Annotated in this window: 18 protein-coding genes; 9 read left to right on the forward strand and 9 right to left on the reverse strand. The window is 71.7% G+C overall.

Annotation, left to right across the window (positions count from 1 at the left end):
• Position 1: 1 nt before the first annotated feature.
• From GT358_RS09145 to GT358_RS09155, 3 genes are all read left to right on the forward strand, one after another.
• On the forward strand, positions 2-1537 hold the full coding sequence (locus GT358_RS09145) for a hypothetical protein (RefSeq protein WP_166582305.1): 1536 nt from the start codon (positions 2-4) through the stop codon (positions 1535-1537).
• Positions 1534-2499 (forward strand): tyrosine recombinase, encoded by a 966-nt coding sequence (locus tag GT358_RS09150; protein ID WP_166582306.1) that lies wholly within the window; start codon positions 1534-1536, stop codon positions 2497-2499. Before GT358_RS09145 ends, GT358_RS09150 begins: the two co-directional genes overlap by 4 nt.
• 334 nt (positions 2500-2833) lie before the next feature.
• The gene (locus GT358_RS09155) at positions 2834-3538 is read left to right on the forward strand and encodes an invasion associated locus B family protein (RefSeq protein ID WP_166582307.1); all 705 of its coding nucleotides are present in this window, start codon (positions 2834-2836) and stop codon (positions 3536-3538) included.
• A 14-nt stretch (positions 3539-3552) separates the two neighbouring features.
• Here the strand turns inward: GT358_RS09155 and GT358_RS09160 are convergent, their stop codons facing one another.
• Genes GT358_RS09160 through GT358_RS09175 form a run of 4 tightly spaced genes read right to left on the reverse strand, consistent with a single transcriptional unit; the run spans position 3553 to position 7766 of the window.
• Positions 3553-4761, reverse strand: a complete 1209-nt coding sequence (locus GT358_RS09160) for a beta-ketoacyl synthase (protein WP_166582308.1) — start codon at positions 4759-4761, stop codon at positions 3553-3555.
• Positions 4761-5018: an acyl carrier protein gene (locus tag GT358_RS09165; RefSeq protein ID WP_208103432.1), complete on the reverse strand. Its 258-nt coding sequence runs from the start codon at positions 5016-5018 to the stop codon at positions 4761-4763. The genes GT358_RS09160 and GT358_RS09165 overlap by 1 nt, the downstream gene beginning before the upstream one ends.
• Positions 5019-5047: 29 nt before the next feature.
• Positions 5048-6133 carry a UDP-3-O-(3-hydroxymyristoyl)glucosamine N-acyltransferase gene (locus tag GT358_RS09170; protein ID WP_371416263.1) on the reverse strand — a complete coding sequence of 362 codons (1086 nt, stop codon included), beginning with the start codon at positions 6131-6133 and terminating at the stop codon, positions 5048-5050.
• Between the two features lie 22 nt (positions 6134-6155).
• A complete protein-coding gene (locus GT358_RS09175) occupies positions 6156-7766 on the reverse strand; it encodes a murein L,D-transpeptidase (RefSeq protein WP_166582310.1) in 1611 nt (536 codons plus the stop codon).
• 300 nt (positions 7767-8066) lie between these two features.
• Here GT358_RS09175 and GT358_RS09180 point away from each other — a divergent pair, with 300 nt between their 5' ends.
• Positions 8067-8639 carry a DUF882 domain-containing protein gene (locus GT358_RS09180; protein ID WP_166582311.1) on the forward strand — a complete coding sequence of 191 codons (573 nt, stop codon included), beginning with the start codon at positions 8067-8069 and terminating at the stop codon, positions 8637-8639.
• Between the two features lie 78 nt (positions 8640-8717).
• On the opposite strand, the gene GT358_RS09185 is transcribed toward GT358_RS09180, so the two are convergent.
• From GT358_RS09185 to adh, 4 genes are all read right to left on the reverse strand, one after another.
• On the reverse strand, positions 8718-10109 hold the full coding sequence (locus GT358_RS09185) for a hypothetical protein (protein WP_166582312.1): 1392 nt from the start codon (positions 10107-10109) through the stop codon (positions 8718-8720).
• Positions 10110-10478: 369 nt separating this feature from the next.
• Positions 10479-11399, reverse strand: a complete 921-nt coding sequence (ppk2, locus tag GT358_RS09190) for a polyphosphate kinase 2 (RefSeq protein WP_166582313.1) — start codon at positions 11397-11399, stop codon at positions 10479-10481.
• Between the two features lie 54 nt (positions 11400-11453).
• Positions 11454-11810: a DUF779 domain-containing protein gene (locus GT358_RS09195; protein WP_166582314.1), complete on the reverse strand. Its 357-nt coding sequence runs from the start codon at positions 11808-11810 to the stop codon at positions 11454-11456.
• Between the two features lie 62 nt (positions 11811-11872).
• Positions 11873-13390 (reverse strand): aldehyde dehydrogenase, encoded by a 1518-nt coding sequence (adh, locus tag GT358_RS09200; RefSeq protein WP_166582315.1) that lies wholly within the window; start codon positions 13388-13390, stop codon positions 11873-11875.
• Positions 13391-13756: 366 nt separating this feature from the next.
• Here adh and GT358_RS09205 point away from each other — a divergent pair, with 366 nt between their 5' ends.
• From GT358_RS09205 to GT358_RS09225, 5 genes are all read left to right on the forward strand, one after another.
• The gene (locus GT358_RS09205; RefSeq protein ID WP_166582316.1) at positions 13757-14488 is read left to right on the forward strand and encodes an ABC transporter ATP-binding protein; all 732 of its coding nucleotides are present in this window, start codon (positions 13757-13759) and stop codon (positions 14486-14488) included.
• Entirely contained in the window at positions 14485-15285 is an 801-nt protein-coding gene (locus tag GT358_RS09210; RefSeq protein ID WP_166582317.1) for an ABC transporter permease, read from the forward strand. The genes GT358_RS09205 and GT358_RS09210 overlap by 4 nt, the downstream gene beginning before the upstream one ends.
• Before the next feature lie 105 nt (positions 15286-15390).
• Positions 15391-16098: a response regulator transcription factor gene (locus tag GT358_RS09215; protein ID WP_166582318.1), complete on the forward strand. Its 708-nt coding sequence runs from the start codon at positions 15391-15393 to the stop codon at positions 16096-16098.
• Positions 16099-16149: 51 nt separating this feature from the next.
• On the forward strand, positions 16150-17319 hold the full coding sequence (locus GT358_RS09220) for an FIST N-terminal domain-containing protein (RefSeq protein ID WP_166582319.1): 1170 nt from the start codon (positions 16150-16152) through the stop codon (positions 17317-17319).
• Positions 17319-19562 (forward strand): PAS-domain containing protein, encoded by a 2244-nt coding sequence (locus tag GT358_RS09225; protein WP_166582503.1) that lies wholly within the window; start codon positions 17319-17321, stop codon positions 19560-19562. Before GT358_RS09220 ends, GT358_RS09225 begins: the two co-directional genes overlap by 1 nt.
• A gap of 12 nt (positions 19563-19574) precedes the next feature.
• On the opposite strand, the gene GT358_RS09230 is transcribed toward GT358_RS09225, so the two are convergent.
• Positions 19575-20336: an SDR family oxidoreductase gene (locus tag GT358_RS09230; protein ID WP_166582320.1), complete on the reverse strand. Its 762-nt coding sequence runs from the start codon at positions 20334-20336 to the stop codon at positions 19575-19577.
• Positions 20337-20342: the final 6 nt, after the last annotated feature.

The raw sequence follows: 20342 nt of genomic DNA on the forward strand, positions 1-20342 counted from the left end.
CATGCGGGTGCTCTCGCTGGCCGCCCTGCTGCTGCCCCTGCCGGCTCTCGCCCAGGAGGCCGAGGCGCCGCTTTCGGCCATCGACTGGCTGTCGCGCAGCGTGGCCCCCTCGCCTGCGCCGGTCCCCGCCCCGCCGCCCGCTCCGGCCCAGCCGCCGGTCTCGCGCGATGCCTCTCCCCTCGGGATCGAGGTCGGACCGCTCGAGCCTGCCCCCCAGGTCGCGGGACTTCTGCCGCCCGAGGTGACCGGCCTGCCCCCGGACCTCTGGTCGGGCAGCGAGACGGCCGCCCTGCTCGCGCTGATCCGCGAGGATCGTTCCGACTGGATTCCCGCGCTCCAGGATCTGCTGGTGACGCTGATGCTGGCCGAATCGCCGCCCCCCGCCGACGAGGCGGCCGAGGGGACGCTGTTTCTGGCCCGTGTGGACCGGCTTCTGGCACTGGGCGAGATCGAGGCGGCCCAGTCGCTGCTCGAGGCCGGCAATCTTCTGGACCGCGAGACGTTCCGCCGCTGGTTCGACGCCACCCTGCTGACCGGGACCGAGACAGACGCCTGCGAGATGCTGCGCACCCATCCCTCGCTCGCCCCGACGCTCGAGGCGCGGGTGTTCTGCCTCGCCCGCAACGGGGACTGGAACGCGGCCGCGCTGACGCTCTCGACGGCGCGCGCCCTGGGTGATGTGTCCGAGGCGGAGGACCTTCTCCTGTCGCGTTTCCTCGACGACGGCGGAGAGGACGAGGAGGCTCCCGCGGGACCGCCGCCGCGGCCCACCCCGCTGACCTACCGGATGCTCGAGGCCGTGGGCGAGACGATTCCGACGACCGGCCTGCCCCTCGCCTATGCCTTTCTCGACCTGCGCCCGACCGTGGCCTGGCGCGCGCAGATCGAGGCGGCCGAGCGCCTCGCCCGGCGCGCGGCGCTGAGCGAGAACGTGCTGCTCGCCGTCTATACCGCGCGGCCGCCCGCGGCCTCGGGGGGGGTGTGGGACCGCGCCGGTCTGGTCCAGCGCCTCGATGCCGCCCTGACGGCGGGCGACGCGGCGACCGTGACGGCGCTGCTACCCGAGGCGTGGACGGCGATGGCGGAATCGGGCCTCGCCGTTCCCTTCTCGCGCCTCTTTGCCGAGCGTGTGGCCGGGCTGGACCTCGCGGGCGAGGCGGACGCGGTCGCCCGCCGGATGATCCTGCTTTCTCCCTCCTACGGCGAGGCGACACTGGCGGCCGATCCGGCCTCCCCGCGCGAGGCGGCCTGGCTCGCCGTCGCCACCGGCGCGCCCTTCGAGGGCCTGGCGCCCGACGCGCCGACCTCGGCGATCCTCTCGGCCTTTGCGGCCGAGATCCCGCCCGAGCGCGCCGCGCTGGCCGCGCAGGGTCGCGCCGGCGAGGCGCTGCTCGAAGCCATCCACGGCTTTCACGCGGCGCTGGCCGGCGATCACGCCGCGGCAGCGGACGCGCTCCTGACGCTCCGGGCGCTCGGGCTCGAGGACGGCGCGCGGCGCGCGGCCCTCCAGTTCCTGATCCTCGAGGCGCGGGCATGAGCCAACCTCGCTGGGCCGAGGCCTTTCTCGACTCGCTCGCGGGCGAGCGGGACGCGGCCGCCAACACCCGGCTAGCCTATGGCCGCGACCTGCGGGATTTCGGCGACTGGCTGGACGCGCGCGGGCTGGACGCGGCGACCGCCGGCCGGTCCGAGATCGAGGCCTATCTCCAGCATTGCGAGGCGCGCGGCCTGTCGCGGGCCACCCGGGCACGGCGGCTCTCCACCCTGCGGCAGTTCTTCCGCTTTGCCCACGAGGAGGGCTGGCGTCCCGACAACCCTGCCCTGCGGCTGGAGGGGCCGGGGCGCGAGGCCCGCCTGCCCGCCGTGCTCCGGCGCGAGGAGATCGACGCGCTGATCGCCGCCGCGCAGCAGTCGGGCGAGGATGCCGTCCGCCGGACCTGCCTTCTGGAGCTGCTCTATGCGACCGGGCTGCGCGTGAGCGAGCTGGTCGCCCTGCCGGCGGCGGCCCTGCGGGGCGATCCCCGGACGATCCTCGTGCGCGGCAAGGGCGGGCGCGAGCGCCTCGTGCCGCTGTCGGGGCCAGCCCGTCGGGCCGCGGCCGCCTGGCTCCTCCAGCGCGACGCCGAGCAGGCGCGCAGGCCCGCCGGGCATCGCCCCTCGCCCTACCTGTTCCCCTCCAGGGGCGCGGCCGGTCACCTGACACGGCAGGGCTTCTTTGCGATGCTCAAGACCCTCGCGATGCAGGCCGGGCTCGATCCCGATCGCGTCGCGCCGCATCGGGTCCGCCACGCCTTCGCCACGCATCTTCTCGCCGGCGGAGCCGACCTGCGCTCGATCCAGGCCATGCTGGGCCATGCCGATCTCTCGACGACCGAGATCTACACACATGTGCTCGACGAACATCTGCGCGAACTCGTCCTGACGCGGCACCCGCTGGCCGTCCAGCCACGGCCCGACGACGGCACGGCCGCTCCGCCGGAGGAAAGCCGAGGCGCGTAAATCCTTTCTTCACCTCTGCCTGCTAGAGCAGGAGCATCCGCGGGACGATCCTCCCTCCCGCGGATGTCTCCCTGCCAGACTGCCGCGCCTTCGGGCGCGGCCCTTTCCCCCCGAGGGCCGTTGACGCCTCGGAAGCCATAGCCTACGGTCGGGCAGATAGCTGGGGAAGTCCGGCAGGGAGACGGGAAAGGGGGGTGCCGCGGCGCTCCCCTTTCTTTCTCGGGCGGGGGGTTCCGCCGGTCTGGCGGAACCTTGATCGCGTCACGGGTTGCGGGACCTGACAGGTCCGATCCCGCGTGCTAAGCGCCGGGGGACCAACCCCGAGGGACGACCGATGCCCAACCGCCTGCTCACCTTCTCCCTGCTGGCCCTTCTGGCCGCGGCCCCGCTGGCCGCGCAGGAGGCCCCGGCCGACGACCCTGCCGAGCCCGCCACCGATGCACCGGCCGACGGGGCGCCGGACACCTCCCCCACGCCCGCATCCGACCCCGCCGCAGAGCCCGACGCCTCGGCCGCGGACCCCTCGGCAGGGCTCGACATGGGACAGCCCGTGGAGGCGGCCCCGCAGGAGCCGCAGCCCGGCCAGGCCTATCTGCGCGAGGAATTCGGCGACTGGTCGCTGCGCTGCCTGCGCGTGCCGGAGGGCGACGATCCCTGCCAGCTCTACCAGCTTCTCTACGACGAGGAGGGCAACACGGTGGCGGAGATCAACCTGTTCCCCCTCCCCCCCGGCGGACAGGCGGCAGCCGGGGCGAACATCGTCGCTCCGCTCGAGACGCTTCTGACCGAGGGGCTGCGGCTGTCGGTCGATGGCGCCAACGAACGCCGCTACCCCTTCACCTTCTGCAACCGTGCCGGCTGCGTGGCCCGCGTGGGCTTCACCAATGCCGAAGTGGAGCAGTTCAAGCGCGGCCGGGCCGCACGGCTGGTCATCGTGCCCGCCGCCGCGCCCGATCAGGAGGTGGCGCTGACCGTCAGCCTGACAGGCTTCACGGCCGGCTTCAACGCCAACACCGCTTCGCCCCCGCCGATGGAGTGATCCGGCCCAAGGGCTCAGGCGGCCCTCAGCGCCAGAACGGCGTTGAGGCCGCCGAAGGCGAAGGCGTTCGACAGACAGGCTCGCACGCGCGCGCGGCGCGCTGCGTCCGGCACCACGTCGAGGTCGCAATCCGGGTCCGGCACCACCGGCCCGAGCGTGGGGGGGATCACCCCCTCCCGCAGCGCCAGCAGACAGGCGAGAAGCTCCACCGCGCCTGTGGCGCCGATCAGATGGCCGTGCATCGACTTGGTGGAGGACACGGCCAGGCGCTCGGCCTGCGGGCCGAAGGCGGCGCGGATGGCGGCGCATTCCGTCCGGTCGTTGGCCGCCGTTCCCGTCCCGTGGGCGTTGACATAGTCCACATCGGCCGGGTCCAGACCGGCATCGGCCAGGGCTGCACGCATGGTGCGCTCGGCCCCCTCGGCCGAGGGCAGCACGATGTCGCCCGCATCCGCCGCCATGGCAAACCCGGCCAGTTCCGCCAGGATGTCGGCGCCGCGCGCCCGGGCGTGCTCCCATTCCTCCAGCACGAGAACCGCCGCCCCCTCCCCCTGCACCATCCCGTCCCGGTCCGCCGAAAACGGGCGGCAGCCGGTCTGCGACATCACGCGCAGACCCTCCCAGGCCTTGAGGCCGCCGAAGCACAGCATCGCCTCGGCCCCGCCGCACAGCATCGCCGTGGCGGCTCCCGACCGCACCATCCCGAAGGCGAGGCCAATCGCATGGTTCGAGGACGCGCAGGCCGATGTGACTGCGAAGGTGGGACCGCGAAGCCCATGCGCCATGCTCAGGTGGCTCGCCGCAGCATTGGCCATCAGGCGCGGCACGGTAAAAGGATGAACGCGGTTCTTTCCTTCGGCATAGACCAGGCGGTAATTCTCGTCGATCGTGCCCAGCCCGCCCCCGCTCGTCCCGATCACGGCGCCCGTGCGCAACCCCAGCTCGCCGTCGAAGCGCAGCCCCGCCTGCGCCACGGCCTCGGCCGCGGCCGCCAGGGCGAACTGCGCGAAGCGGTCGAGCAGCGCGATCTCGCCGCGCGAGAAGCGCGCCGTCTCGTCCCAGTCCCGCACCTGCGCGCCGATCCGCACCCCGAGGCGCTCGGCATCGCGCAGCGCGAGGGGGCCGATGGCACAGCGGCCCTCGCGCATGGCGGCCCAGGTCTCGGGCACGTCGCGGCCCAGCGGGTTGACCGTGCCGGCGCCCGTGATGGCGACGCGGCGCATCACCGCTGCTCGGCGACCAGCCGCTCCACGGCCCGGACGATCGCTCCGACCGACGAGATGTCGAAATCGCTGGAAGAGGGGTCATTGGCGTTGAAGGGCACGGCGATGTCGAACGCCTCCTCGATGGCGAAGATGCTCTCCACCACGCCCAGCGAGTCGATCCCCAGATCGGCCAGCGTCATGTCCTCGTGCACGTCGCCCGGATCGAGCAGCGCCTGCTCGGCGATGATGGCGATGACGCGCTGTCTCGTGTCCATCGACAGCCCCCCTCTCTGGTCCGGGTGGTCTAGCGGCGGTGCGTGGCCTTTGGAACCCCCGAGCCGAGGTCGCGCAGCACGCGCGGCAGGCGCCTCAAGGCCTTGTAGCTCTCCAGGAACTGGTCGATCCGGGTCGCGGGATAGCCCATCATCACGCGGCCGGCGGGCACGTTGGCCAGGATGCCGGTATTGGCGGTGATCACCGCATCGTCGCCGATGGTCAGGTTGTCGGCCACCCCGGCGCGGCCGCCCAGCACCACACGGTCCCCGATCACGCTCGACCCGGCCACCGCGGCCTGTCCGCAGAGCAGGCAATGCCGCCCGATCACGACGTTGTGCGCCACCTGCACCAGGTTGTCGATCTTGGTGCCCGAGCCGATGCGCGTGGCCCGGATCGTTCCGGCATCGACCGTCGAGCAGGCGCCGATCTCCACGTCGTCCCCGATCTCCACCCCGCCCAGCGAGTGGATGCGGTGCCAGGTCGGGTCCTCCGGCACCGGAACGGCCCCGCGGCCCAGCGTTTCCCGCGCCACCTCCACATGGGCGGGCGTGGCGGTCACGAACGAGAAGCCGTCCGATCCCACCACGGCATTGGGATGCAGGATGACCCGGTCGCCCATACGGACGTTGCGCTCGACGCGCGCCCCCGCATGGATCAGGCTGTCGCGCCCCAGAACGGCACCGGCCGCGATGCTGGCATGGGCCTCGATGCGCGTCCCGGCCCCGATCCGGGCCCCGGGGCCGATCACGGCCAGCGCCCCGACCGAGACATCCGCGCCCAGCACCGCCTCGGGATGGACGACGGCCGAAGGGTGGATTCCCGCCTCCGCCTCGCGCCGGTCCAGTGTCTGCGTGAGACGGGCCAGGGCCAGACGGCCGCGCGGTGCGAAGATCGCCGCGGCCAGTCCCAGGCCCTGCCAGTCGGCGTCCGGCCACAGCAGGGCGGCGCGCGCCCGGCCCCGCGCGATGTCCTCTCCCCAGCTCGGGGCGAGCGCCACGGCGAGGTCGTCCGGGCTTGCCGCAGCCGGTTCGGCCGCGCCGCGGACGGACAGCGACAGGTCGCCCTCCGCCCGGGTCCCGAGAGCCTCCGCGATCCGCGCGATGGTCAGCATGATCCGTCCTCCCTCCGGGGGAGGATTAGCCTTCCGCGGCGCCGGCCTCCACCCCTCGCTCCTCCAGCGCCTGCCACAGCCGCCCGTCGCGGCCATAGACGTCGCGCCGGAACTGCAATCCGCCCCGCACGTCGGTGAACGCCGTCCGGTACTCCAGGTGGACGGGAACCGGCTCCTCGAGGTTGACGCGCGTCTCCGCGCCGCTGCGCAGTCGCGTGGCGAAGAACTCCTCCGGGTTGTCGGTCTGCCGCGCAAGCAGGGCATGGGCGAAGCCGGCAGGGTCCTGAAGCCGGATGCAGCCGTTGCTGTAGGCCCGCTGCTCCCGGGCGAACAGGTCCTTGGCGGGCGTGTCGTGCAGATAGATGTTCCAAACGTTCGGGAACATGAACTTCACGGTTCCCAGCGCGTTGCTCGGACCCGGCGGCTGATGCATCGCATAGGGAAAGCTCGACGCCGAGTAGTTGGAGAAGTTGACCCGGGAGCGGTCGATCAGACGCCCCGAGGCATCCGTGATGCGCAGGTGGCTGACCGCGTTGCGGTTGCGCCGGAGCTGCGGAAGATAGTCGCGCACGATGATCGAGCGGGGGACGTACCAGCTCGGGTTGATCACCATGTATTCCATCATGTCCGAGAATTCCGGCGTCTGCATCGCCGGATCGAGCGCGCCGATCACCGCGCGGGTGCGGAACGTCACCGCGTCGTCATCGACGATCTCGGCGTGGAGGTCGGGCAGGTTGACCCAGATGTGCCGGCTGCCGCGGGGCGCGGCGTTCCACCGCTCGCGCTCCATCGCCACGAGGACCGCGCGCAGGCGTTCCTGCGGCGTGACCCCCATCTCGCGCAGCGTCCCCTCGCCCGCCACCCCGTCGGGGTTGAGCCCGTGGGCCTCCTGGAACCGGGCCACGGCATCCGCCAGAGTGGCGTCGTAGCGCGCACTGACGGTCGGCTCGAGCCGGCCCATGGCAATCAGACGGTCGCGCAGGCGCACGACCGGCTCGCCGGTCTGGCCCGGCTCGAGACGGCCGCTCCCGGGCGCCTCGCCCCAGCCGCCAGCGCGGATCGCCGCCTCCAGATCCAGCTTCGCCCGCATCAGCCGGGCGTACTCGGCCGAGGCCGGGGCGAGCGAGCGCAGAAAGCCCACCGGCTCCTCGAGCGGAAACACGGTGAGCAGCGTCAGGGGATCGGCCGCGAGCGGCTGGCGCTTGACATGCGGCTCCGCCTGGGAGGGCACAAGGACCCCGGAGCCGAGATCGCGGACGAGCCGCAGGAACGCTCGGCTCAGGTCCACCTCGGCCAGCCCCTGTTCGTAGGGGGTGCGGGCGGCGCGCAGGACGCGCAGAAGCGCCTCGGGATCGTGCCGCCGCCGCGGGAGACCGTGCGCCGGCGCATCCGTCATCGCGGCCAGCAGGGCGTTGCGCCGCGCGCGTTCGGCCTCGCCGGAACCGGCCCAGAGGCCGGCGAAGTCGCGCTCTCGGTAGAAGGCCGCCAGGACCTCGTCGCGCGACGCACCTTCCGCCACCCCCTGCCGGAACCCCGTGACCACGGACAGGGCAGAGGCAGAGGCAGCCGGAAGGGTGCTCGCCGCCGCGGCGGCGGACAGGACAGCCAGAAGCGAGCGGCGGGAAAACGTCGTCATCGGAACCTCGTCGCCATCGGAGCCCGCGCCACGATAGGCCCCCCTGTCCGCCACGACCACCGGGCAAGAGCCCGGCCCGCCGGCAGTGGCCGCAAAGCCACAGCCGCCAGCTCGACGAATCCGGCGAAAACCTGCGCGGAATCCGGCCGAGCTTAACCGTTTCTTGGGAACTCGCGGCGATACTCGACTTGGATGGTGGGGCGAGACATGCCATAGTCGGGTCACAATCGGGACAGAAACAACAAGAACTCCCCCGAAAATCAGGGGCTTGAACAAGAAGCGACGGGACAGGCGCAAGACATGACCAACGGTAATGACCCTCGGGGCATCTCTCGGCGCGCGCTCTTGGGCGTGTTTGCGGCAACGGCAGTGACGGCGGCTCCGACCTATTCCGCCGCGGCCGGGTTTCTTCGGGGCGCAGGGGACATCCGGCGGATCCGCATGTATTCCGGGCGCACGGGCGAACGCATCGACACGATCTACTGGATCGACGGGGAATACGTGGGCGAGGCGATCCGCGAGATCAGCCTGTTCATGCGCGACTGGCGCAACGGGCAGGCGGTCTCGATCGACACACGGGCCATCGACATCATGGCCGCGACGTACAACCTGCTCGAGGTGCGGGAGCCCTACATGCTCCTGTCGGGCTATCGCTCGCCCCAGACCAACGCCATGCTGCGGTCGCAATCGTCGGGGGTGGCGCGCAACTCGCTTCACATGCGGGGGCAGGCGGCCGACCTGCGGCTCGATTCCCGCTCCGTGAACCAGATCGCCCGCGCGGCTCTGGCCTGCCATGCCGGCGGCGTCGGCCGCTACAGCCGGTCGGGCTTCGTTCACATGGATTGCGGCGACGTCCGCGCCTGGGGCAGCTGACGCGAACGGCGACTCCGCCGGAGCCGCCGTTGCGCAAAAGGGAAAGGGCGCCGCAACGCGGCGCCCCGTGGTGCCGGATCAGGGCGTGGCCGGAGCCGCAGTGCCGTCAGCCGGCGCGGCCGTGCCATCGGCGGGAGCGGCAGTACCGTCGGCGGGTGCGACCGTGCCATCGGCGGGAGCCGCAGTGCCATCCGCGGGAGCCGCGGCGCCATCCGTGCCGGTGCCCGGCGCGGGAACGGCCTCGTCGGTGGCAGGCGCCTCGGCCCCGCCCGGCGCAGGCGCAGCGGCATCGACGCCGGTGCCGGTGGCCGGAGCGGCCGCGTCATCCGTGCCCATGCCTTCCTGCATGGTGATGATCGGCTCGCCGGTCTGGGTGAAGCGGATCTCGGGCTCGCCCGTCTGCTCGAAGCGGACCTGCGGCTCGGCCTGCTCCAGCGTGATGATCGGGTCCTGACGCGTCAGGTTGACCTGCGCATCCGTGCCTTCGCGCTGCACGGTGACCTGGGCCTCCTGGGGCTGAAGCTGCATCTCCTGCTGGGCAACCCCCTGGGCCTCGTCCACGTTGACGACCACCTGCGGTTCGGGCTGCTCGACGCGGATCGTGGGGGGCGCCTGGCGGACCTCGACGATCGGATCGGGGCTGGTGACGGACACCTGCGGATCGGGCATGCGCACGATGATCTCGGGCTGCGGCATCTCGATCGTCACGATCGGCTGGGGCACCTGAACCGTCACGATCGGCTGCGGTTGGCGCACCAGGATCTCGGGCTGACCCTGATTGACCGTCACCTCAGGGGTGGGCTGGATCACCGTCACCTCGGGCGGAGGCGCGGACACGCTGATGTTGGGCTGGGGCGTGACCACGGCGATCTCGGCCCCCACCTGTGCCTCGGCCGTCGCGGTGCCGGTCGCGGTCGTGTCGGCGACCGTCGCCGTCGCGGTGTCGGTCGTGGTGGCATCGGCCGGCGCGGCGGTGCCGACATCGGCCGTCTCGGGCGCGGGAGTGGTCGCATCGACCGTCCCGACCTCGGCCGTCGCGGCATCGGCCGGGGCAGCTGTGACGTCGTCGGCGACATCGGGCGTGTCGTCGGCGGTGTCCACCGTACCGACCTGCGCTGTCGTCGTGTCCGCGGTCGCGGGCGCGGCGTCGGTCGTCGCCGCATCCTGCGTCAGCGGCTGGGCTTCCGGCACCGGAACGGCGCCCGTGGCCTGCAGCTCGGCCAGCTCGGTCAGGGCCTGACCGTAGAGCTGGGCACAGGCCGTCTCGTCGCCCGCCTGGATCGTCTGGTTGGCCACCTCGATCCACTCGTCGCGCAGCAGTTCGGCCTGCTCCTGCTGGAAGGCCTGAAGGGCCTGGCAGGACTGGCCCTCGGCAGCGAGCGTCTCCGCCGTCTGCGCCAGGGCGGCAGGCACGAGGGCCACCGTCCCGAGCAGCCCCGCGATCAGGGGCGTCATCCGCTTGATGGTCATCTAGGCTTCCTTTCGATGCTGACAGGACTTGGCGGCCGTTGCGAGGCGCCGCCCGGCGCGTGTCGCCGCCGTTCCGAACCCGAAGCGGACAGAACCATGAAACCGGGCCGCCGGACCGACAGGATCGGCCCGGCACCGCTGCAGCCACCCGCGCCGAGTCCCCATGCGCCCGGCCGGATGGTGTGGGCGGCATGAAGCTCCATCGCAAGCTCCTCCAGCGGCTCGACGCGGAGCCCACCCTCTCGCGCGTCACCCCCCATGCGGGAGATGCCGCCCGTTCCGGGGGCAAGGCTGCCGTTCGGACACCGTGCCAACGGAGCACTGCCGCTTTTGTTCCGTCAGGCTGCACGCCTTCCGGCAGGGGGGTCGTCAGTAGCGGCGGGGCACGTAGAGTTCGGGCGGAAGGACCGCGCGCTCGTAGTCCGGGTTGTAGACCCGCTCGGGCAGCTCGATGGGCTCGTGCGGCACGTCCTCGTAGGGGATGAGCGACAGGAGATGCGCGATGCAGTTCAGACGGGCCCGCTTCTTGTCGTTGCCCTCGACGATGTACCAGGGCGCCTCGGGGATGTTGGTGCGGGCGAACATGTCCTCCTTGGCCTTCGTGTAATCCTCCCAGCGCACGCGGCTCTGCAGGTCCATGGGGCTCAGCTTCCACTGCTTGAGCGGGTCGTGGATGCGCATCAGGAAGCGGAACTGCTGCTCCTCGTCGGTGATGGAGAACCAGTACTTGACCAGGATGATGCCCGACCGCACCAGCATCCGCTCGAACTCGGGCACGTCGCGGAAGAACTCCTCGACCTGCGCCTCCGTGGCAAAGCCCATGACCCGCTCGACGCCGGCGCGGTTGTACCACGAGCGGTCGAACAGCACGATCTCGCCGCCCGCCGGCAGGTGGGGCACGTAGCGCTGGAAGTACCATTGCGTCCGCTCCCGGTCGGACGGGGCGGGAAGCGCGACGGTGCGCACCACCCTAGGATTGAGGCGCTGGGTGATGCGCTTGATGACACCGCCCTTGCCGGCGGCATCGCGTCCCTCGAACAGGATGACGACGCGGCGCTTGTGATACACGACCCAGTCCTGGAGACGGATCAGTTCGGCCTGCAGGCGCAGCAGCTCGCGCAGATACACCGCCCGCGGCAGCGGCTCGGGCCGCGGGCCGCGCCGCAGCCGCGCGATGCGCTGGCGCAGGGTCTCGTCGCCCAGCTCGAGCTCGATCTCCTCGCCCGCATCGTCGGAGAGTTCCTCGGCGAGCCACTCGCTCGCCGCCTCAAGGTCGTCTTCTTGCGTCATCTGGCCCTCCGCCTGACGGCCCGTGGCAAGCCATGCGAAGGTAACAGCGGCGTATCAGCTCCGCTCGTCCCGCGAAGGCGGAGCGACGCGGAGGACGAACCGCCGGCCGAGGCCATTGTCGAGGCTGAAGACCCCTCCGCGTCCCGGCGCCGCGTCGATCACCAGATGCGGCCGCCCCCATGCCTCGAACTGCGCGGCGGCCATGTAGAGGGGCACGTCGCCCAGCCACCCCACCAGGATGTCCCGGTCGCCGAGGACGAGTTCGCCCGCAGGATAGCACATCGGCGCCGAGCCGTCGCAGCAGCCGCCGGAGACATGAAGGACGACGCGTCCATGGGCGCCGGCGATCTCGGCCAGCAGCGACAGCGCCGCAGGCGTCGCGCTGACCTGTCCGGCCGGTCGATTGTCCATGCGGCACTCCTTCCGGCAGGGACGCGCAGAGCCCGCTCCGCGCGCCCCCGGGATCTCCCGTCTCAGAAGAAGCCGAGCTTCTTGGGGCTGTAGCTGACCAGCATGTTCTTGGTCTGCTGGTAGTGATCGAGCATCATCTTGTGCGTCTCGCGCCCGACGCCGGACTGCTTGTAGCCGCCGAAGGCCGCATGGGCGGGATAGGCGTGGTAGCAGTTGACCCAGACCCGGCCGGCCTCGATCCCGCGGCCGAAGCGGTAGCAGGTGTTGGCGTCGCGGCTCCAGACCCCGGCGCCCAGCCCGTAGAGCGTGTCGTTGGCGATGGAGAGCGCCTCGTCCTCGTCCCTGAACGTGGTGACGGAGACGACCGGGCCGAAGATCTCCTCCTGGAAGATGCGCATCTTGTTGTGCCCCCGGAAGATCGTGGGCTTGACGTAGAACCCGCCTTCCAGCTCCCCGCCCAGATGCGCCCGTTCGCCGCCCGTCAGCACCTCGGCGCCCTCCTGGCGGCCGATCTCCAGGTAGTTCAGGATCTTCTCCAGCTGTTCGGAGGAGGCCTGGGCGCCGATCATGGTGGCCGGGTCGAGGGGGTCGCCCTGCACGATGGCCTGCGTGCGGGCGATGGCCCGTTCCATGAACCGGTCGTAGATCGATTCGTGGATCAGCGCGCGCGACGGACAGGTGCAGACCTCGCCCTGGTTCAGGGCGAACATGACGAAGCCCTCGATGGCCTTGTCGAAGAAGTCGTCATCCTCCCGCGCCACGTCCGCGAAGAAGATGTTGGGAGACTTGCCACCCAGTTCGAGCGTGACCGGGATCAGGTTCTGGCTGGCATACTGCATGATGAGCCGGCCGGTGGTCGTCTCGCCCGTGAAGGCGATCTTGGCGATCCGGTTGGAAGAGGCGAGCGGCTTGCCGGCCTCGAGACCGAAGCCGTTGACGATGTTGACCACGCCGGGGGGCAGCAGGTCGCCGACCAGTTCGGCCCAGAGCATGATCGTAGCCGGCGTCTGCTCGGCCGGCTTGAGGACCACGCAATTGCCCGCCGCAAGCGCCGGGGCGAGCTTCCAGCAGGCCATCAGCAGCGGGAAGTTCCACGGGATGATCTGGCCCACCACGCCGAGCGGCTCGTGGAAGTGGTAGGCGATCGTCTCGTGGTCGATCTCGGAGATGGAGCCTTCCTGCGCGCGGATGCACCCGGCAAAGTAGCGGAAATGGTCGATGGCCAGAGGCAGGTCGGCGGCCTTCGTCTCGCGGATCGGCTTGCCGTTGTCCCAGGTCTCGGCCGTGGCGAGAAGCTCGAGGTTTTCCTCCATCACGTCGGCGATGCGGTTGAGGATGCGGGCGCGCTCGGCCGGCGGCGTCCGCCCCCAGGCGGCCTTGGCCGCATGGGCCGCGTCGAGAGCGGCCTCGATGTCGGCGCTGTCGGACCGGGCCACCTCGCACAGGACCTGCCCCGTCACGGGAGAGGTGTTCTCGAAGGTGCGCCCCGAGCGCGCCGGCACGAACTGGCCGCCGATGTAGTTGTCGTAGCGCGTCTTGAAGGGCGAGGACGCGATCCGGAAATGTTCCACCTTGTTCATGCTTTCCTCCCTGGCTCCCGCCGCGGGCGGGCCACGGGCCGCACGGTGCCACCGCGCCGGGCTCCGGTCAGCCGCGACATAGGTCGTAGGCCGGTGCGGGGGACGGGCTCCCGCGCCGAGCGGGGACAGCCGATCACGCGGCCGTTGTGGACCCTGCCGCACGTGCGGTGCTAGACTGGGACATGGTTGTGCGCCGCGTCCGGCTCATGGCCCCCGACGCCGCGGCAGGGCGGCTCCGTCCGATGAAAGATCGCGCCATGGAGAGTGTTGCCCTGATCGACCGGACCAGACGCCCGGCGGCCGGGCCGATGGGACCCGGGGGGAGTTCGCGGGGCGCCACGCGTCGCCGGGCGCCGGGGTGACGCCATGGACGCGGTACCGCCGGGGCTTCGCATCGCGGACGTCACCTTCCGCTACGGGGACCGTCTCGCGCTGGACGCCGTGTCCTTCGAGGTGGTGCAGGGGCGGTTCTGCGCCCTGCTCGGCCCGAACGGAGCGGGCAAGTCCACGCTGTTCGCGCTCCTGACGGGCCTTCTGGCCACGCGCGCAGGACGCATCTCGGTCCTCGGCCACGATGTCGCGCGCCAGCGCGCCCGCGCGCTGGGCCGGCTCGGTGTGGTGTTCCAGACGCCGACGCTGGACCTCGACATCAGCGTGGCCGCCAATCTGCGCTATGCCGCCGCGCTGCACGGCCTTTCGGGGCGACGGCGCGAGGACCGCATCGCCGCCATGCTCGACCGTCTGGGGCTGGCCGACCGCGCGGGCGACAAGGTGCGCGCCCTGAACGGCGGCCATCGCCGCCGGGCCGAGATCGCGCGGGCCCTGCTCCACGAACCGGCCGTCCTCCTGCTCGACGAACCCACGGTGGGTCTCGACCCGGCCACGCGCGCGGGGATCACGGACCATGTCCACGCGCTCGCCGCGCAGGAGGGCCTCACCGTCCTATGGGCCACGCACCTGACCGACGAGGTCCGCCCCGACGACGATCTCGTGATCCTCCATCGCGGCCGCGTCCTGCGGCATGCCTCGGCCGGAGCGGTCGCGCGCGGCGCCCCGCTCGAGCGGGTGTTCCTCGACCTGACGGCCGAAGCCGCATGAGCGTCGCTCCCGCCCTGCTGGCGCTGCGCGCTATCGTCTCGCGCGAGGCGATGCGCTTCATCGGGCAGAAGGGGCGCTTCGTCTCCGCCCTGGTGCGGCCGCTGGTCTGGCTTCTGGTATTCGCCGCGGGCTTTCGCGCCGCGCTGGGGCTGTCGATCACGCCGCCCTACCAGACCTACATCACCTACGAGACCTACATCGTCCCCGGCCTGTGCGGGATGATCCTGCTGTTCAACGGCATGCAATCCTCCCTCTCGCTCGTCTGGGACCGCGAGACGGGGTCGATGCGGCTCCTGCTGACGGCTCCGCTGCCGCGCTGGTGGCTGCTGCTGTCCAAGCTGCTCGCCGCCACGGCCGTCGGCATCATCCAGGTCTATGCCTTCCTGCTCATCGCCTGGCTGTGGGGTGTGCGGATGCCGCCCTGGGGCTATGTCGCGGCCCTCCCGGCGCTCGCCCTGGCCGGGCTGATGCTCGGGGCGCTGGGTCTCGCCCTCTCCTCGTTCATCCGGCAGCTCGAGAACTTCGCCGGGGTGATGAACTTCGTCATCTTCCCGATGTTCTTTCTTTCCTCGGCCCTCTATCCCCTCTGGCGGATGCGCGAGGCCGGGCCGCTCCTTCACGACATCTGCGCGGTCAACCCCTTCACCCATGCGGTCGAGCTGATCCGCTTCGCGCTCTACCTCCAGCCCAACCCGTCCGCCCTGCTGTGGACCGCGCTGGCGCTGGCCGCCTTCCTGGCCCTCGCACTCTGGGGCTACGATCCGGCGCGCACGCTGATGCGCCGCCGCATGGCCTGACCGCGCGGGGCCTGTCGCGTCTGCGACCTTGGTGGAGGATGACGGGATCGCACAGGCCTGTATCCTGCTCCCGCACCCTGCCGGAACGACGCCCGGAACGATGCCATGCCGCCCGACCCGCTGCCTGCCGCTCCGCCCTTTCCCATCGACGTGGCGCTCGTCGTGGACGACCATCCGCTGTTCTGCGACGCGCTCTCCATCACCCTGCGGGCCGCGGCGCGCATCCCCCGCGTGGAGACGGCAGACAGCCTCGCCGCGGCGCTCGAGCGGCTCGGACAGGGCGGGATCGGCCTCGTGGTGCTCGACCTCAACCTCCCGGATGTCAGCGGCCTCGACGGGCTGATCCGGCTTCGCCGGGTCGCCGGCGACGTTCCGGTGCTCGTGGTCTCCTCGCTCGCCGACGGACGGGTGGTGGCCGGTGCGATGCAGGCCGGAGCGGCGGGGTTCGTGCCCAAGCACAGCCAGCGCGACATGTTCCGTCGCGCGATCGAGGCCGTCGCTGAGGGGCGGACCTTCCTTCCCGAGGACATCGTCCTGCCCTCCGCCTCCACCCCCTGCGCGCCGGGGCGCGAGGATGCGATCCGGCGACTGCGCCAACTCACCCGACAGCAGGCGCGGATTCTCGAACTCATCTGCGAGGGCAGGCTCAACAAGCAGATCGCCTGGGAGCTGTCGATCGCCGATGCCACCGTCAAGGCCCATGTGACCGCGATCATGCGCAAGCTGGGGGTGCAGACGCGGACCCAGGCCGTCCTCATGGCGCGCGAGGTGAGCTTCGCCAGCCTCTTGCGGGAGGGCGGCGACGGCCACTAGGCTCGTGCGCGGCGCAGACCCGCAAGCCGGTCGCGCCGGAGGGAGGAGAGGATGGAGGCAGGGGGCGGCGCGTCCGCCGGGCGCTCCTCCGCGGGCATCCGCCGCGCCGAGGTGCGATGCGACGATCCCCGTGCCTTGGACCGTCTGGCCGAGGCGCTGGGCTCCGACCTCGCCCTGACCGCCCTCTTTGCCAGCCCCGAGGCGGACCTGCCCGCCGTCATGCAGCAGGCCGAGCACCGCTTCGCACCGGCGGTGGTGGTCGGCTGCACCACGGCGGGCGAGATCGGCACCGCCGGCTATGTCGACGGGATGATCGTGGCGGTCGGCCTGCCGCGCAGCCGGTTCGTCGCCCATGCCTTCGCCGTGCCGGATCTCGACCGTCTGGACGGAGAGACGCTGGTGGGCGACATGATCCGGGCCCGCACCGCCCTGATGGCCGAGGAGCCGCGCTGGCGCGGCGAATTCGCCTTCCTGATGGTGGACGGCCTGTCGGTGCGCGAGGACGAACTGGTGTCCGCCCTCGGCGCGGGACTGGGCCCGGTGCCCCTCTTCGGCGGGTCGGCCGGCGACGGCGTGCGCTTCGAGCGCACGCGCGTCGCGCTGGGCGCGCGGGTGATGGAGCATGCTGCGGTCCTCTGCCTGATCCGCACCGCCTGCGAGGTGCGGGTCTTCAGCCTCGACCACCTGCGGCCATCCGAGACGCGGATGGTCGTCACCGATGCCGACCCGTCCCGCCGCATCGTGCGCCGCATCAACGCCGAGCCGGCCGCGCAGGAATATGCCCGCGTGCTGGGCAAGGACCCCGCCCAGCTGTCGCCCTTCACCTTCGCCGCCCATCCGGTCGTCGTGCGGTTCGGAGGCACGCACCATGTGCGCGCCATCCAGCGCGTCCTGCCGGACGGCGACCTCGTGTTCTTCTCGGCCATCGACGAGGGGCTGGTCCTCACCCTGGCCGAACCCGAGAACATGGTCGCGCATCTGGCGCGCGAACTGGATCGCATCACCGGCGGGCGCGTCCCGGACGCGATCTGGGCCTGCGACTGCATCCTGCGCCGGATCGAGGCAGAAGAGCGCCAGCAACTCCGGGCCCTGTCGGACATCCTCGCCCGCCACCGCGTCGTGGGCTTCTCCACCTATGGCGAGCAGTTCAACAACATGCACGTGAACCAGACGATGACCGGCGTGGTGCTGTTCGCGCCCCCGGACGAGGACCTGCCATGATGCCCGTTGCCGCCCTTGTGGACCCGCGGGACCCGCCCGAACGGCAGATCGAGAAGCTGCGCCAGATCTGCGCCGCCCTGATGCGGCGGGTCGAGCGGGCCGATTCCGACCAGCGCGGCGCGGCCTACAGCCAGTTCCAGCGCGCCGTCCTGCTCGAGGACCAGGTGCGCGAGCGCACGCGCGACCTCGAGCGGGCGCTGGACCTTCTCAACGAATCGAACGCCCGCCTCGCCGCCGCCAACCGCGAGACGGAGCGCGCCCGGTCCGATCTCGCCGGCGCCATCGAGACGATCCAGGAGGGATTCGCCCTCTTCGACGCGGACGACCACCTCGTCCTGTGCAACTCGCGCTTCGCGATGAACCTGCCGGACCTGAAGGATGCGCTCCGTCCCGGTCTGGCATTCCGCGACTACGTCGCCCTGGTCAGCCGCAGCGCGCATCTGGACCTGCCGCCCGGCACCTCGCCCGAGGACTGGGCCCGCAGCCGGCTGGCCCGCCACGGCGAGCCGCACGTGATGCTCAACGTCCGCCTGCTCGGGGACCGCTGGATCCAGGTGAGCGAGCACCGGATGCCCACCGGGCAGACCGTGATCATGCAGACCGACGTGACGGACGTGATCCGGGCCGAGCGCGAGGAGCATGGCCGCCTTCTGGACGATCAGGCCCGGCTGATCCGTGCGACGCTGGAGCATATCGACCAGGGTGTGGGGATCGTCGGCCCGACCGGCCAGCTCGTGGGCTTCAACCGGCGTCTCGGGACCATGCTGGGCCTGCCGCTCAACCGCCTGCGTCCCGGTCTCGACTGCGAAGCCGTCTTCCGGCCCCTTCTGCGGGATGCCGCCTTCGACGGTCGCACCACCCCGGACGATCTTCTGGCCTGGGTCCGCGGCGGCAGCGGCCGACCGCCGCTGCGGTTTGCGCTGCGGCGCGGCGAGAACCAGTGGTTCGAGGTCTTTGCCGAGGAGATGCCCGATGGCGGCTTCGTCATCAGCCTGTCGGACGTCACGCGCGAGCGCGTCGCCGCCCGTGCGCTGGCCGAGGCCAACGAACTGCTCGAGGCCCGCGTCGCCTCGCGGACGCTGGAGCTGGAGGACGCCCTTGCCGCGGCGGAGCGCGCCAACGCCTCGCGCACCCGCTTCGTGGCGGCCGCCAGCCACGACCTCCTCCAGCCCCTTTCGGCCGCCAAGCTCTACCTGTCCTCGGTGGCCGAGGACCTCCCCGACCCCCTCCACCGCGAGATCGTGGGCAAGGCGCAGAACGCTCTGGCGAGCGTCCAGGCGATCATCGAGGCGCTGCTCGACATCTCCAAGCTCGAGTCGGGCCGCGCCGCCGCCGATATCGGGCCGGTCGAACTGGGGGACCTGCTCGCGCAGCTTCGCGACGAATTCGCACCCGCCGCCGCGCTCAAGGGTCTGCGGCTGACGGTGGTGCCCTCCTCGCTGCGCGTGCGCAGCGATCCGGGCTATCTGCGGCGCATCCTCCAGAACCTGATCGGCAACGCGGTGCGCTACACCGATCGGGGCCGCATCCTCGTCGGCGTGCGCCGCGGCGGCGCAACGGCACGGCTGGTGGTCAGCGATACCGGCCCCGGCATTCCCGAATCCGAACAGGACAACGTGTTCCGCGAGTTCCACCGCCTCGGGCGGCGGGCCTCCGCGTCCGAGGGGCTGGGCCTCGGCCTCGCGATCGTGGACCGGGCCTGCGCCATGCTCGGCCATCCGCTCGCCCTCGCCTCCGCACCCGGCCGTGGCACGACCTTCACCGTCACCGTCCCGCTCGACGGGGGGCTGCCGGATCTGCCTGCCAGCCTGGGGCGCGCACGAAGCGCCTCTCCGGCCGCCTGGCGGCACGACGGGCTCACCGCGCTGGTGGTCGAGGACGACATGGACATGCGCCGCGCCCTGACGCTGCTTCTGCGCAGCTGGGGCGTGCGCGTCATCGACGCGGCCTCCGCGGCCGAGGCGCTGCGCCTTCTGGATGCGGGGGCGCCGCCGCCGGACGTGCTGCTCATCGACTATCAGCTCGAGGATGGCCGCACGGGGCTCGAGGCGATCCGCGCGCTGCGCGACCGGCTGGGTCCCGTGCCGGCCCGTCTTGTCACCGCCGATCGCAGCCCGGCCCTGCGGCCGACGGCAGAGACGATGGACGTGGGCATCCTCGAGAAGCCGCTGGACCCCCTCCTGCTCCACGCCTTTCTGGGCACGGCGGGGCTGGGCGCCTGGAGGGCGGCTCCCCGGTGCTGACCGCGCGGCCCGTCAGTCGTGGTAGAGGGCCGACCGGCCGCCGTCGATCACGATCGTCTCGGCATTGATGAAGGGCGCCTCGTCCGAGGCCAGAAACACCGCCGTCATGGCGACTTCCTCGGGTCGGCCGATCCGCCCCGGCGGATGCAGCGCGCAGGCCCGCGCCCGCTCCGCCTCCGGGTCCGGGAAGCCTGCCCAGTAGTCGCGCGCGATCTGCGTCTCGATGTAGCCGGGCGCGATGGCATTCACCCGGATGCCCTCGGCTGCATATTCGATCCCCAGCGCGCGGGTCAGGCCGAGGAGGCCGTGCTTGGCCACCGGATAGGGGAAGGTGTGGGGGATGATCCGGAACGCATGGGTGCTCGCGATGTTGATGATCGCGCCCGCGCGCCGCGCGCGCATCGCGGGCAGCACGGCCTCTGCCATGGCCCAGGCGGATTCGAGATCGAGCGCCAGGCAGCGCCGCCATTCTTCCCGGGGCATCTCGTGCGGCCGGAAGAAGACGTTGGCGCCGGCATTGTTCACCAGGATGTCGATGCGTCCGAAGGACTCGAGCGTCCGCGCCGCCACGCGCTCCACATCGGCCTGCACGGTCACGTCCGTCCGCACGAACAACCCGCCCACCGACCCGGCCACGGCCGGCCCCGTCGCCTCGTTGCGCTCGGCCACGACAACCCGCGCGCCCTCGGCGGCGAAGGCCCTCGCGATCGCCTCGCCGATCCCCTGCCCGGCGCCCGTGACGATCGCCACCTTGTCGCGCAGCCGCCCCGCCACGGGCCC

The sequence above is a fragment of the Rubellimicrobium sp. CFH 75288 genome, from assembly GCF_009904055.1.
Lineage (GTDB): Bacteria > Pseudomonadota > Alphaproteobacteria > Rhodobacterales > Rhodobacteraceae > Rubellimicrobium.

Bases quoted from the DNA above. Each gene is read 5' to 3' on its own strand.
- GT358_RS09185 (WP_166582312.1), bottom strand. From the start codon at position 10,109: ATGACCATCAAGCGGATGACGCCCCTGATCGCGGGGCTGCTCGGGACG.
- GT358_RS09180 (WP_166582311.1), top strand. From the start codon at position 8,067: ATGACCAACGGTAATGACCCTCGGGGCATCTCTCGGCGCGCGCTCTTG.
- ppk2 (WP_166582313.1), bottom strand. From the start codon at position 11,399: ATGACGCAAGAAGACGACCTTGAGGCGGCGAGCGAGTGGCTCGCCGAG.
- GT358_RS09195 (WP_166582314.1), bottom strand. From the start codon at position 11,810: ATGGACAATCGACCGGCCGGACAGGTCAGCGCGACGCCTGCGGCGCTG.
- GT358_RS09225 (WP_166582503.1), top strand. From the start codon at position 17,319: ATGCCCGTTGCCGCCCTTGTGGACCCGCGGGACCCGCCCGAACGGCAG.
- GT358_RS09205 (WP_166582316.1), top strand. From the start codon at position 13,757: ATGGACGCGGTACCGCCGGGGCTTCGCATCGCGGACGTCACCTTCCGC.
- GT358_RS09220 (WP_166582319.1), top strand. From the start codon at position 16,150: ATGGAGGCAGGGGGCGGCGCGTCCGCCGGGCGCTCCTCCGCGGGCATC.
- GT358_RS09160 (WP_166582308.1), bottom strand. From the start codon at position 4,761: ATGCGCCGCGTCGCCATCACGGGCGCCGGCACGGTCAACCCGCTGGGC.
- GT358_RS09210 (WP_166582317.1), top strand. From the start codon at position 14,485: ATGAGCGTCGCTCCCGCCCTGCTGGCGCTGCGCGCTATCGTCTCGCGC.
- GT358_RS09215 (WP_166582318.1), top strand. From the start codon at position 15,391: ATGCCGCCCGACCCGCTGCCTGCCGCTCCGCCCTTTCCCATCGACGTG.
- GT358_RS09150 (WP_166582306.1), top strand. From the start codon at position 1,534: ATGAGCCAACCTCGCTGGGCCGAGGCCTTTCTCGACTCGCTCGCGGGC.
- GT358_RS09145 (WP_166582305.1), top strand. From the start codon at position 2: ATGCGGGTGCTCTCGCTGGCCGCCCTGCTGCTGCCCCTGCCGGCTCTC.
- adh (WP_166582315.1), bottom strand. From the start codon at position 13,390: ATGAACAAGGTGGAACATTTCCGGATCGCGTCCTCGCCCTTCAAGACG.
- GT358_RS09175 (WP_166582310.1), bottom strand. From the start codon at position 7,766: ATGACGACGTTTTCCCGCCGCTCGCTTCTGGCTGTCCTGTCCGCCGCC.
- GT358_RS09155 (WP_166582307.1), top strand. From the start codon at position 2,834: ATGCCCAACCGCCTGCTCACCTTCTCCCTGCTGGCCCTTCTGGCCGCG.
- GT358_RS09165 (WP_208103432.1), bottom strand. From the start codon at position 5,018: ATGGACACGAGACAGCGCGTCATCGCCATCATCGCCGAGCAGGCGCTG.